The 13849-nt window shown below is 54.8% G+C and carries 10 protein-coding genes and 1 pseudogene; all 11 read left to right on the top strand.

Features of this window, described 5'->3' with window-relative positions:
* The first annotated feature begins 522 nt into the window (after positions 1-522).
* The 11 genes and pseudogenes from pth (at position 523) to BN3795_RS08910 (ending at position 13847) form a co-directional block, all read left to right on the top strand.
* The gene (gene pth / locus BN3795_RS08860) at positions 523-1083 is read left to right on the top strand and encodes an aminoacyl-tRNA hydrolase (RefSeq protein WP_068784351.1); all 561 of its coding nucleotides are present in this window, start codon (positions 523-525) and stop codon (positions 1081-1083) included.
* An 81-nt stretch (positions 1084-1164) separates the two neighbouring features.
* Positions 1165-1395, top strand: coding sequence for an anti-sigma-F factor Fin family protein (locus BN3795_RS08865; RefSeq protein WP_068784352.1), 231 nt, complete (start codon positions 1165-1167; stop codon positions 1393-1395).
* A gap of 159 nt (positions 1396-1554) precedes the next feature.
* Positions 1555-5079, top strand: coding sequence for a transcription-repair coupling factor (gene mfd / locus BN3795_RS08870; RefSeq protein WP_068784353.1), 3525 nt, complete (start codon positions 1555-1557; stop codon positions 5077-5079).
* On the top strand, positions 5066-6196 hold the full coding sequence (locus tag BN3795_RS08875; RefSeq protein WP_068784354.1) for a peptidylprolyl isomerase: 1131 nt from the start codon (positions 5066-5068) through the stop codon (positions 6194-6196). The genes mfd and BN3795_RS08875 overlap by 14 nt, the downstream gene beginning before the upstream one ends.
* 304 nt (positions 6197-6500) lie before the next feature.
* Positions 6501-7043 carry a stage V sporulation protein T gene (gene spoVT / locus BN3795_RS08880; RefSeq protein ID WP_068784355.1) on the top strand — a complete coding sequence of 181 codons (543 nt, stop codon included), beginning with the start codon at positions 6501-6503 and terminating at the stop codon, positions 7041-7043.
* A 222-nt stretch (positions 7044-7265) separates the two neighbouring features.
* Entirely contained in the window at positions 7266-8759 is a 1494-nt protein-coding gene (locus tag BN3795_RS08885) for a putative polysaccharide biosynthesis protein (protein ID WP_068784356.1), read from the top strand.
* Positions 8760-8902: 143 nt separating this feature from the next.
* Positions 8903-10399, top strand: coding sequence for a bifunctional methyltransferase/pyrophosphohydrolase YabN (yabN, locus tag BN3795_RS08890; protein ID WP_068784427.1), 1497 nt, complete (start codon positions 8903-8905; stop codon positions 10397-10399).
* A 183-nt stretch (positions 10400-10582) separates the two neighbouring features.
* Positions 10583-10855: an HU family DNA-binding protein gene (locus BN3795_RS08895; protein ID WP_068784357.1), complete on the top strand. Its 273-nt coding sequence runs from the start codon at positions 10583-10585 to the stop codon at positions 10853-10855.
* Complete coding sequence (locus BN3795_RS08900) at positions 10855-11136, top strand: RNA-binding S4 domain-containing protein (protein WP_068784358.1); 282 nt, start codon at positions 10855-10857, stop codon at positions 11134-11136. Before BN3795_RS08895 ends, BN3795_RS08900 begins: the two co-directional genes overlap by 1 nt.
* Before the next feature lie 507 nt (positions 11137-11643).
* On the top strand, positions 11644-12705 hold the full coding sequence (gene hydE / locus BN3795_RS08905; protein WP_110945094.1) for a [FeFe] hydrogenase H-cluster radical SAM maturase HydE: 1062 nt from the start codon (positions 11644-11646) through the stop codon (positions 12703-12705).
* Between the two features lie 96 nt (positions 12706-12801).
* Positions 12802-13847, top strand: a pseudogene (locus BN3795_RS08910) (2-oxoacid:acceptor oxidoreductase family protein).
* The last annotated feature ends 2 nt before the right edge of the window (positions 13848-13849 follow it).

Raw genomic sequence — 13849 nt, forward strand, 5'->3', positions numbered from 1 at the left:
CCGAACGGGGACGTAACCCCTATCGGTGTATTGACAGTGTTTATTGGTGAAATGGGTGCTGCGCAGGTTCCGTTGCCGTGGCGCGTTGGGCGGAAGCAGGCAGCCGTGTGAAATGTTCTTACGATCGCTGTTGCTCGCGGATTTCTTGGATTGGACTGCATTTAGAAGTTGTAGAAATCCGCTCACAAAGGCGAACGCTCCGCTTCTTCAGAATCATTTCACCCTCTTGCCTTAATCCGCCCAACGGAGGATTTCCAACAGCAAAGCCCTGCCGTGGCAGTGGGGTGAGGAGTAATAGGGGACGACGGGATCGTTGGCACTCCCCCGTCGGTTAAAAGTTTAACTGGAATTTGGGCGATTTTTCGCATACAGCCGGATTCCTTCAAAATTAACGGTACATTATCCAGTTAATTCGTGTGAGAAGTTAGTTGGTTTAACGAAGAACCACGCACCAGTGGCGGTTTTAAGCTACTATAGAGTGTGAGGAACGCCATAGTAACCTGATTTTGAGGTACATGACCCATGAAGTGGATCGTAGGGCTCGGCAATCCGGGAGCCCAATATGAGAAAACCCGGCATAATATCGGCTTTATGGCCGTGGATGAGCTGGCGCGCCGGCACGGCATTGAGATCAAGCAGAGCAAATGCAAGGCGCTGATTGGGGAAGGGATGCTGCCGGGCGGCAAAGTCGTGCTGATCAAGCCGATGACTTACATGAATCTGTCCGGGGAAGCCGTGCGCGCTTATATGGACTACTATAAAGCGTCGATCGAAGATCTGATCGTGGTCTACGATGACCTGGATACCGAACTGGGGCGCAACCGCCTGAGATATCAAGGCAGCGCCGGCGGGCATAACGGCATAAAGTCGATCATCCAACATACCGGCACTCAAACGTTCAATCGAATTCGAATGGGCATATCCCGGCCGGAACCGGGATTTGCGGTGGTCGATTACGTGTTGTCGGGTTTTGCGAAGAAGGATAAGCCGCTGCTTGATCAGTCCATTCAAGCGGCATGCGATGCGTTGGAATACAGCCTGGATCATACGTTCGAACAAACGATGGCCAAGTTTAACGGCTGAGGTATATCGCAAGACCGATAGGCTAAAAGCCGAACGCCCGGGGCATACTGGAGACATAAAGAATCTTCAGGAGGCATATAGATGGCTGTAAATTACGTTTGCCGGCACTGCCGGACGGTGATTGGTAGAATTGAATCGCCTCAGGTGACTGAAGCCCAACTGGGCTTCCATTCCTTGACCCCCGATGAGCGGAGAGATATAATAGCGTATGATTCAAACGGCGAAATGACGGTTCGAGTGACCTGCGATTATTGCAGGGAAGCACTGGACCATAACCCGGAGCTGATGTTGCTCGCGAACCCTCTGCAATAGTTTGCCACTCATCAGAAGCAATGGACAAATTCACCGGAATGTACGGTTATAGAGCCTTGGCACGTTTGCTGAGGCTCCTTTTTGGTTCGGGTAAGGGGGACTTACCCTTGTTCGTCTAGATTTAGTCCCTATCCATCAGCAGTAAGAGAGGTGCCTCATTTGCTACAAGCACTTATTCAAGCTTTTTCACGCGATACCGATTTTGCTTCGACGGTAGCGGGCGTGAACGCGGGCATGAAGGAACAGTTAATCTCCGGATTGTCCGGTTCATCCAGGCAGGTCATGCTGGCTGCGCTGCATCAAGAAACGAACCGGCCGCTGCTCGTCGTGACCCACAATATGTTTGCCGCACAGAAAATATATGAAGATTTACAGGAAGCGCTATCAACGGATCAGGTGCTGTTGTATCCGGCGAATGAGCTGGTTGCCGCCGAATCGGCCGTATCCAGTCCGGAAACACTGGCGCAGCGGATCGAGGTGCTGCTGCAATGCTCTCGGGGGTTCCGGGGGGTCGTGGTGGTGCCTTATTCCGGCATACGCCGCTTTATCCCAACGCCGGAGGCTATGGCCGAGGCCGGACTTACGATTAAGCTCGGGGGCACGTTGGAACTGGATCACTTCCTGACCCAAATGGTCGAGTTAGGCTACGAACGGGTCGAGCGAGTGGAATCCCGCGGCGAAATGAGCTTGCGCGGCGGAATCATCGACTTCTATCCGCTTACCGCGTCCACGGCTTACCGCGTAGAGCTATTTGACGATGAGGTCGACTCGATCCGAACCTTCGATCCGGCCGATCAGCGTTCGGTGGACCAGATCAAGGAAGTGTTCATCCCGCCTTGCAAGGAGCTGATCGCCTCGAAGGATCGGCTTGAGCAGGCGGCGCAGGCCGTGTCCGAGAAGCTGGAGATTCAGCTCGACAAGATGACCGATCGCCAGGCCAAGAATCGGCTCCGCGAAGAGTTGTTCAAGGAAATGGAGATGCTGCGCGAGCACGTTTATTTCTCGGAAATCTATAAATATATCTCTTTGATTTACCCGGAGCGAAAAACGCTATACGATTACATGCCGAAGGATACACTGCTTCTGCTCGACGAACCGGCGCGTCTGCTCGAGACGGCCAAACAGCTGGAACGCGATGAAGCGGAATGGAATCTGCACCTGTTCCAGAACGGCAAGAGTCTGCCTGACCTGCCGCTGGCGGTGGACGCGGATCATCTGATCTACCACCGGCCATTCCAAACGCTGTTTATGTCGTTATTCCTCCGTCAAGTACCGCATTCCCAGCCTCAGAATATCGTCAACTTCGTGACGCGGGCGATGCAGGATTTTCATGGGCAGATGAATGTGTTGAAGGCAGAGATGGAGCGTTGGAAAAAAAGCGGCGCCCACGTCGTGATGCTGGCCAGCACCGAAGAGCGCATGGATCGGATGCGGCGGGTGCTGCAGGATTACGGGATTGAGGAGCCGTCGCTGCTGCAGGGCAATCTGCAGTCCGGGTTCGAGTTGCCGTCCGTCCATCTTGTCGTCATCACCGAAGGCGAGATGTTCTCCCAGAAACAGCGCAAAGCGCGCCGCGTCGGCAAGAGCATGGACAATGCCGAACGGATCAAGAGCTATACCGAGCTGAAGGTCGGCGATTACGTCGTTCACCAGAATCACGGGATCGGCAAATACATGGGGATCGGCACGCTGGAGGTCGGCGGGATTCATAAGGATTACATGCATATCCTCTATGCCGGCGGCGACAAGCTGTCGGTACCGATCGAACAGATCGACATGATCCAGAAATACGTCGGTTCCGAGGATAAGGAGCCGAAGATCTACAAGCTGGGCGGCAACGAATGGACTCGCGTGAAGAACAAGGTCCGTTCCTCCGTCCAGGACATCGCCGATGATTTGATCAAGCTGTATGCCGAGCGGCAAGCCGCGCCGGGGTATGCCTTTGAGAAGGACACCCCCGAGCAGCAGGAATTCGAAGCGATGTTCCCGTATGAGGAGACGCCGGATCAACTGCGGGCGATTGAGGAAATCAAGAAGGATATGGAGCAAAGCCGTCCGATGGACAGACTGCTCTGCGGCGACGTAGGTTACGGCAAGACGGAAGTTGCCATTCGCGCCGCTTTCAAGGCGGCGATTGAAGGCAAGCAAGTGGCGGTGCTGGTGCCGACGACGATTTTGGCGCAGCAGCATTATGAGACGTTCCGCGAGCGCTTTGCCGGATACCCGATTAACATTCAAACCTTAAGCCGGTTCCGGAGCCGCAAAGAGCAGAACGAAACAATCAAGGGCGTCCGCCAAGGAACGGTAGACGTGGTCATCGGGACTCACCGGATTCTGTCGCAGGATTTGGTCTTTAAAGATCTGGGCCTGCTGATCGTCGACGAAGAGCAGCGGTTTGGCGTGACGCATAAAGAGAAGCTGAAGAAGCTGAAAACGAATGTGGACGTGCTGACCCTGACGGCAACACCGATTCCACGGACCTTGCATATGTCGATGCTGGGCGTACGGGATCTGTCGGTTATTGAAACGCCGCCGGAAAACCGCTTCCCGGTGCAGACGTATGTCGTCGAGCACAGCCAATCGCTCGTCCGCGAAGCAATTGAGCGGGAGATGGCGCGCGGAGGTCAGATTTATTACCTGTATAACCGGGTGCAGGGCATTCAGGAAATGGCCGCGCAAATTTCCATGCTCGTGCCCGATGCAAGGGTGGGGATCGGCCATGGTCAAATGTCGGAGCAGGAGCTGGAGAAAACCATCCTGGACTTCCTCGACGGGGAGTACGACGTTCTGGTCAGCACGAGCATCATCGAGACCGGGGTGGACATCCCGAACGTCAATACCTTGATCGTACACGATGCCGACAAGATGGGGTTGTCCCAGCTGTACCAGCTTCGCGGCCGCGTTGGACGGTCGAACCGAATCGCCTATGCCTATTTCACGTATCAACGCGACAAGTCGTTGACCGAGGTTGCCGAGAAGCGGCTGCAATCGATCAAAGAGTTCACCGAGCTCGGTTCAGGCTTCAAGATCGCCATGCGCGACCTGGCGATCCGCGGCGCGGGCAATTTGCTTGGCGCGGAGCAGCACGGCTTTATCGCTTCCGTCGGCTTTGATCTGTATTCGCAGATGCTGGCCGAAGAGATCCAGAAGCGCAAAATATCGATGCTGGGCGAGACCGTCTCAGCCGAGACAACCTGGAATACGACGATCGATCTGGGCATCGACGCCTATTTGCCGTCGGACTACATCTACGACAGCATTCAGAAGATCGAAATTTACAAGAAAACCGCCTCCGCTGCCTCATTTGAGGACGTGGCCGAGCTGGAGGACGAGCTGCTGGACCGGTTCGGCGAACTGCCGGAGGCGGTGCAAAATCTGCTCTCCGTGGCCCGCGTGAAACTGTACGGCAAGCAATACGGGATCGAGTCCATGACGCTGCGGGGCGAGGAAGTGACGATCAAATTCTACGAAGGCCGGGAGAAGGTTGTCGTTCCAAGCAAGCTTGCGGAAGTTGGCAATCTGTTCGGAAGACGTGTACAATTTAGTCAAGGATCCGTGATGCTCATCCGGATTAAAACCAAGGGAATGGACGACAAAGAATTGATGGGCTTGTTGGAGCAGTTTCTCGGAGCCCTGAAGGATGCGTTCAAAGCGAAAGGGGAACTACAGGATGTTTCAAAGTAAAAGGCGCTCATGGAGAATGATGCTGATTGCGCTCGTCGCGGTATTGGCTTTCTCCGTCATGGCAGGATGCGGCAAGAAGGAAGCTAGCTCGGGAGGGAAAGATACGAGTAAGGTCATTGCAACGTACGAAGGCGGCGAAATTACGGAGAACGAATTCGACCGCGAGCAGCGGATCGTGCTGGCGCTCCAACCCCAAATGGAACAATTCATGCAGATGGAGGATTTCCGCCAGTATTTGATCAAGCAGGAAATCGCCTATGAATATCTGGAATCCAAAGCCGATGATAAAACCAAGGAAGCCGGCAAGAAGAAAGCCGAAGAGCAGTTTGATCTGATGAAATCGTCGTCCGGTGAAGAGAACTTCAAGAAAATGCTTGATGCGCAGAAAATCACCGAAGCGGATTTCAAGAACTACATGGTCCGGATCTATACCGTGATGGAAAGCGAACGGCAGAAGATCTCCGAAGATGATGTGAAGAAGGAATTCGAAGCAACGAAACAGGATTATACGACGGCTTCGGTGCGTCACATCCTGATTAACTTCACCGATCCGGAAGGCAAGGAACGGACTTCGGAAGCCGCACTCAAGCTGGCGAAGGAAGTCAAAGCCAAATTGGACAAGGGTGAGGATTTCGCTGCTTTGGCTAAACAGTACTCCGAAGACCCGGGCTCCAAGGATAACGGCGGGTTGTACGAGAACGTGGAGGTTAGCAATTGGGTAGAAGCCTTTAAGCAAGCGGCATTAACCCAACCGCTGAACCAGATCGGGGAACCGGTGGAAACCGAATACGGTTACCATATTATTCGCGTGGAAGCTCGGACTGAGAAGAAATATGAGGATTTAACCCAGGAACAGAAAGACATGATCCAAACGACGCTGGCCTCGAACAAATTGGACGAGTTCATGTCGGGGGATCTGGAGAAGAAAATCATCAAGAAAATCGAGCTGCCTAAAGTGGAAACCAGCACGGGCGAAAACGGCACGGGCACCAATGCGGGCACGGATGCCGGGACGAATACCGATAAAGAAGGGTCCGGAAACGCTGGCAACGCCGGAACGGGCGGCGATGGAGCGGCCAACGACGCCGGCACGAATGGCGCAAATACGAGCAAATAAGCAGGATACACACGCAGCGCGGAGAAGTTCGCGCTGCTTTTTTACGGACATTTTTGCCTATACGCCCCCATCCGTTAAAAATCATGGTTCATTATGATGAATAAGGTGTTCGCGCGGGATGAATACTATGGTCATAATCACAGAACAAGCCATCCCTGTCCCCACCTTCGGCCGCTCGTTTTGGCGAAGCTTATGGCGCATACATCTGTGTAAGCCGCAGATTACGTATAAAGTCCGATTAGGTGAAGCTTAAGAAAATTCAGCTGTAGTTCAAAACTTCTAAGAAAGCGGGGCATCAAGTGAAATGAAAGCTACTGGTATTGTACGCCGTATTGATGATCTGGGCCGTGTTGTAATTCCTAAGGAAATTCGCCGCACCTTGCGGATTCGGGAAGGAGATCCGCTCGAAATTTTTGTGGACCGGGATGGAGAAGTGATTCTGAAGAAATATTCGCCGATCGGCGAGTTGGGCGATTTCGCCAAGGAGTATGCGGAGTCGCTGTATGAGAGCACCAGTCATATTACCTTAATATCCGATCGGGACACGATCATTGCCGTTGCCGGGGCTTCCAAAAAGGAGTACTTGGAGAAACAAATCAGCTCGCTGCTGGAGAGCAGTATGGACGGGCGTAAAATCATCATGGAAACCGAATCGGGATCTTATGAAATTACGAAGGATCACCCCGAGGATATCTCCTCGTTCGTCATTGCACCGATTATTGCGGGCGGGGACCCAATCGGAACGGTGGTACTCGTCAACAAGGACGATGCGGTGAAAATGTCGGATTTGGAATCCAAAATGGTCGAGACGGCAGCCGGTTTTCTGGCGAAGCAAATGGAGCAGTAGAACGACCTTAGGTATCAGGGATAACGCATGGAGGAACTTACACACACCTGCAGTTTGGGGCGGACGCAGGTCCGTCTGAAGCTTACGAGGGATGTGTAAGTTTTTTGCGTTTGGCCGGGGGCGAAGCGAGAAATGGCGGCAAGCCCCCGTTTCGTCATATAATGGAACCTGTTAGCAGAACAAGCAGGTTCATTATTTGATGAAGCAAAGTAGGTTGTCACGATGGAAACAAAGGAAAGCCTGTCCTCGAAACTGCTGAAGGGAGCAGCTATTCTGAGCGCGGCAGCTCTGATGACCAAGCTGCTCGGGATGCTGCAGAAGATCCCGCTGCAAAATATCGGGGGAGACGGCGTATTCGGCATTTATAATACGGTATACCCTTTCTATACGCTGTTGATCACGCTCACGACATCCGGGTTTCAGGCGGCCGTAGCCAAATTCGTCGCCGAACGCCAGACCTCCGGGCTGGAGCGGGAACAGCGCGAAGTGCTGCAGCTGGCGGCGGTAATGATGACGGGATTGGGGATTGCGTTTGCGCTGCTGCTCTATTTCGGGGCGCCGATGCTGTCGCAGCTGATCGGCAGCCGTTTGCTGATTCCGGCCTTTCGCGGGGCGGCACCGGCGCTGGTGCTTGTTCCTGTCGCCGCTGCGTTGAGGGGGTATTTCCAAGGGCATCAGAATATGACGCCGACGGCGGTCTCCCAGGTGATGGAGCAGGCCGTCCGGGTAACCGTGATGATCGTTCTGCTTCTCATGCTCAGCCGGCTGGGGGCGGGAGAGCAGGATCTGGCCGGCGGGGCGCTGGTTGGCTCCTCGGCGGGAGCGGCGGCGGGCCTCGGGGTGATGCTGCTGTATTGGCGGCGGGTTTCGCGAAGACACACCCTGTCGGGAAATGGAAGCCAGATGCTGCCGGCTGATGAGGATCGGGCGTTGCGGCGGGAACGCCGAAAGCGGCTGCGGTCCGCCCTGCTCAAGGATGCGCTCCCGATCAGCCTCGCCGCGCTTGCCGTTCCCCTGATCAGCCTGGTGGATACGTTTACGCTGCCGCGGCTGCTCTCCGCTCACGGGGAGGAGCTGCGAATCATGGCCCAGGTGGGCATCTACAACCGGGGCATCCCGCTCGTTCAACTGGTCACGATGCTGGCAACGTCGCTGTCGGTGTTGTTCATCCCGGCGATGGCCGAGCTGCAGATGAAGGGGGACGCCGGGGCGATCCGGCGGCAAGTGCAGGTGGCCTTGCGCTGGTTCTGGCTCATCGGCCTGGCCGCTTCGCTGGGCCTGGCCCTGCTGGCTGCGCCCATCAACGTGATGCTGTACGAGGATGCGGCGGGGTCGGCCACCTTGGCCTGGGTGGCCTGGACGGCCGCGCCCGGCGCGCTGGTCGCGGTCACGAGCGNCGCTGCGCCTGCGGCTGCTCAGTGCGGCAGAGCTTCGCGCCCTGCCGCGGGTGGGCCCGAAGCTGCTGGCGCTGCTTCGGAAGCTGCGGCTGCTGCCGTAGCTTGGCTCGGCAGCCCGCCGCGCTTGGCGCGGACCGCCCATTGCCTTGCCAATTTCTATTTCGATCCCGGCAGTGATATAGTAAGAGGTGGCACAAGCTGCGGTGCTGAAAGCCGATTGACAAACGGACCTCAGCGCCGTTATTTCGGTGAAATCCACCGTTTTCCATTTGTAACGGACCACAGAGACCTTATTTGGCACGGATGTGCTCGTATTTAGCCATAATGGGGCAAATAGCGGCTCTCCTGTCCGTTATAAGCGATATCGGCGGTTTCTCAGACAAATAAGGTCTTTCAGGTCCGCTAGTTTACATGCGACCGGATCGATCGACAAGCAGAACGGACAGGGAGTGAGCAATGACCATGAGCGCAACCATTACGGTAGTCGGCCTTGGCTCGGGGGATCCGGACCGGCTGACCTTAGGCAGCTTGAAACGGCTGCAGGAAGCGGGCGAACGTTACGTCCGGACGAAGGACCATCCGGTCGTGGATTGGCTGGAGCAAACGGGCGTCCGCTTTACTTCGTTCGACGAGGTGTATGAAGCGAAGGACGATTTCCCCTCCGTATACGAGGAGATTGTCGCCAGGCTGTTGGCACGGGCCGAAGCAGGCGACACGGGAGTGAATATCGTCTACGCGGTTCCCGGGCATCCGCTGGTCGCTGAAGCGACGGTGAAGCTGCTGCGGGGGCGGTGCCCGGAGAGGGGCATTCCGCTCGACATTATCGGCGGGGAGAGCTTCCTGGACGAAGCGTTTGTTCGCCTTGGCTTTGATCCGATCGAAGGTTTTCTGCTGCTGGACGCATCGGAGGTCAATGGAGCGGCGATCGATCCAAGGCGGCATACGTTGATCGGGCAAGTGTATGACCAACTGACCGCGTCGGAAGTGAAGCTAGGGCTGATGGAACTGCTGCCCGACGATTATCCGGTTGTTGTAGGACATGCCCTTGGCGTCGAAGGTCAGGAGCGGATCGAGCGGGTGGAGCTGTTTGAGCTGGACCGAATCGACGGCTACGGCAATCTGTCCCTCGTCTACGTGCCGGCTAGTGAGGACGAGTCCTTGCGAATCCGCAGCTTCCAGCGCCTTCATGAGATCGTGTCGATTCTGCGCAGCCCGGGCGGATGTCCGTGGGATCGAGAGCAGACGCATGAATCGCTTCGCAAAAATCTGATCGAAGAAACCTACGAGGTCCTCGAGACGATTGACGATGATGATCCCGACCACATGCGCGAGGAACTGGGCGATCTGCTGCTGCAGATTATGCTCCACTCCCAGATGGAGGAGGAGACCGGCACCTTCAACGTATATGACGTTATCCAGGAGCTGAATGAGAAGCTGATTTATCGCCACCCGCACGTTTTCGGCGATTTGAGCGCGGAGGACGCGGAAGCCGCCCTGAACAACTGGGAGGCGATGAAAGCCGAAGAGAAGAAGCGCAAAGGCACCGAACCCGAGCGTCCATCGGCGATCAGCGGGGTGCCGCGCGATTTGCCGGCCCTGATGAAGGCGTACAAGCTCCAGAAGAAGGCGGCCAAAGCCGGTTTCGACTGGGAGGACATCGGCGGGGTCTGGTCCAAGCTGGAAGAGGAGATTCGCGAGCTGAAGGAAGCCGTGGAGCAGAAGCACGATCCCGAGAAGCAGGAGCTGGAGCTGGGCGATGTGTTGTTTTCCGTCGTGAATGCCGCCCGGTACATCGGGGCCGATCCGGAGCAGGCCTTATCGCGGACGATCCGCAAGTTTACGCAGCGATTCCATTACGTCGAGGAACGGCTTCGCGAGCAGGGGAAAACCCCGGGCGACAGCACACTCGCGGAAATGGACGTTTTATGGGAGGAAGCTAAGTCGAAAGAACGGGAATGATGGTAGAAAAGGCCTAAATTTCGGTTTTTTTGCGAAAAAAACAAAAAAAAGTTCCTAACAGTGCAGGATTTTTCAATTCAAGCAAGAATACTCATACAAAGATAACCATCTTGCACAAATCAGGTCTAGAGCCTGTAGTGCCAAGGTATCACCTATTTCTTTTATTATTGGGAGGCATTATTAATGAACAAAACAGATCTGATCAACAACATTTCCAGCAAAAGCGGTTTGACGAAAAAAGACGTTGAATCCGTATTGAACGGTTTTCTCGGTGAAATTACCGATGCGCTTGCTGGCGGCGACAAAGTCCAATTGATCGGCTTCGGTACGTTCGAAACTCGTAAACGCTCCGGTCGTACGGGCCGCAACCCGCAAACCGGTAAAACCATCGAAATCCCGGCTTCCAATGTTCCGGCATTCAAAGCGGGTAACAAACTTAAAGAAGCTGTAAAATAATGCGTCTTGATAAATTCCTGAAGGTATCGCGGTTGATCAAGCGGCGCACGGTGGCCAAGGACGTCTCCGAACAAGGCAGAGTTCTGATCAACGGGCGCGAGTCCAAACCGAGCAGTACCGTCAAGGTCGGCGACGAAATCACGGTTCAATTCGGCCAGAAGCTGGTGACCGTGCGTGTCGAACGCCTGGTCGAAACGACTCGCAAGGACGAAGCTGCGACCCTGTATACCTTAATCAAGGAAGAGCCGATCGCGAAGGAATCCGGTTTGGACTGGTCCTGAAGGAGAGGAGCTCAGAGCATGTTCCGTCAACTCGGGACATGCTCTTTTTTTCACCCGATAAAAAGGATCGAGTAAAAAATCCCCTAGCCAAACTGTGAAATCGTGGTAATATAGTAAATACACATGGACTAACGTTTTCGACCTAAGCGCATCCGCTTCCTAGAAAACACCTCTGATTCAACCTCATGCCCAATATTTAACGCTGCGCACGCGGCACACATCTACGATACGAAGTCATGCCCATCGATCTACCCACTTTCGACAATTAATCCAACCCGCGATTCAACGTACGAACCCGAACAAAGCAATGGACAAACTTAGGCAAGATACCCATTCGTCGCTCAAGCCGCAGCTCTATTCAGAAACCGGGGTGATTTTATGAACGATCTTTAATTAAAACGCTTACAAAGTGAAAATATTCACAATTACTTCATTCATCATTTTCCACGACCGCCATAGGGTATACCAAGGTCCATATTCCAGTTTATCCAAAGGGATGATTGACGGATGAAACAGCTCGTGCACAAGCTCTATGTGCGAGAAGAGCTCGCCAAGGAGGAGCTCGTCTATTTGCTGGAGCATATGGATGCCGAAACGCGCAGGGAGCTTTACCGATTAGCCCGCCTGAGAAGAGAACAAGCATACGGAGACAAGGTATACATGCGCGGCTTGATTGAATTCTCGAGCTACTGCCGCCAGAACTGCTTGTATTGCGGACTGCGGGCCGGCAATCGCCATGCCGAGCGTTATCGGCTCAGCCCCGAGGAAATTCTCGAATGCTGCCGGGAAGGGTACGGGCTGGGGTTCCGTACGTTTGTGCTCCAGAGCGGGGAGGATCCCTGGTATACGGCCGATCTGCTGGCAGCCTTGATTGGGGATATCAAAGCGGAGTTCCCGGATGCGGCCATCACCTTATCCATCGGCGAACGGGAGGCGGAAACCTACCGATTGCTGTATGATGCGGGGGCGGATCGCTTTTTGATGCGTCATGAAACCGCTTCACGAGGGTTGTATCAGACTCTGCATCCTTCGATGTCCTTCGATCACCGACGTCGATGTTTGGAGACGCTGCAATCGATCGGATATCAGGTGGGCGCAGGATTCATAGTTGGATTGCCCGGCCAAACACGGGAGGATCTGGCGGAGGACTTCATTTATCTCAAAACGCTAAATCCGGACATGATCGGCATCGGCCCGTTTATTCCCCATGATCGGACTCCGCTGAACGAGGCGAAGGCCGGATCGCTGGAGGATACGCTGGTTATGGTGGCGCTGGCTCGCCTGTTCCTGCCGGAAGCGTTAATTCCCGCAACAACCGCGCTCGGCACGTTAAACCCCGAAGGCCGGGAAATGGCGCTGAAGGTCGGAGCCAATGTGGTCATGCCCAATCTGTCACCCGTTGCCGTCCGCAAGAAATATGCCCTGTACAACAACAAGATCTGTACGGGGGATGAATCTGCGCAATGCAGACATTGTCTTGAGCTCCGGATTAGAGCTGCGGGATTCTCCGTAGATATGGGAAGGGGGGACAGCCTGAAAGCGACGGCGAAACGCCACCATGCGCAATAGGAAAAATCCGTTCCATGACTAACAAAGCAGAGGAATTTTTCGCAATGAAATGATAAGTGAAATAATTCACAACAAAATGTAGAGGAGACATGGCGAATGAGCATATTGACTCAAACGAACGAACTTGGCTTTTTTGAAATTCGGCTGGAATCCATCGGCGGGCTCGGTGCCAATCTGGCCGGGAAGATGCTAGCGGAATCCGGGGTGCTTGGACTCGGCCTGAATGGAGCCAACTTCTCGTCCTATGGATCGGAGAAGAAGGGCTCGCCGGTAAAGAGCTTCGTCCGCTTCTGCGAGNTGGATCGGAGAAGAAGGGCTCGCCGGTAAAGAGCTTCGTCCGCTTCTGCGAGCCGAACGTGGAGATTCATGATCACAGCCCGATCGAGGAACCCGACGTAATCGGCGTCTTCCATGAAGCGCTGCACAAGACGGTAAATGTCCTCAGCGGCTTGAAGCAAGGCGGAACCGTACTGGTGAACTCCACCCGCGATTTCGAGGAGATCCGGCGCGATTTGAAGTACCCTTACGGGACCCTCGCCGTTGTTGACGCGATGGGCATCGCCATCGACGAGCATACGAAGGTCAACACCTCGATGCTGGGGGCGTTGTTCCGGATTTGCGATTTTCTCGATCCCGATTCGATGCGCAAAGTAATTCAGCATACGTTCCAGAAAAAATACCCGCATTTGGTGGAGCCCAATCTGCGTACGTTCGACCGGGGTTATCATGAAGTGCGTTTCCAGACGATCCCGTATCCTGAAGGAGCCCAAGGGATGCGCTTCGAGCGGCCGCAGCCGCTGCTTGGCTATCAGACACAGGCGCCGGGCGGCGTCATCCGCGCGCAAGGCAACAGTCTGCTGAAGGATTTGAGCGGCTCCCGGCAGGGTTTTGTACCGGAGCTGGAGATGGATAGCTGCATCCACTGTGCCAGCTGTGACTCGGTTTGCCCCGATCTGTGCTTTGTGTGGGAATCCGGGGAGGACAAGAAGGGGCGCTCTCAAATGTTCTTGAGCGGCATCGACTATCAATATTGCAAAGGTTGTCTGAAATGCGTGGAAATCTGTCCTACAGGTGCGCTTAGCGTGCGCCGGGAGGAACCCGGGTATGCCGACAGCCACCGCGTGGCGCACGTCTTTCAATAGAG

This window comes from Paenibacillus phocaeensis (genome assembly GCF_900021165.1).
GTDB classification, from domain to species: domain Bacteria; phylum Bacillota; class Bacilli; order Paenibacillales; family Paenibacillaceae; genus Fontibacillus; species Fontibacillus phocaensis.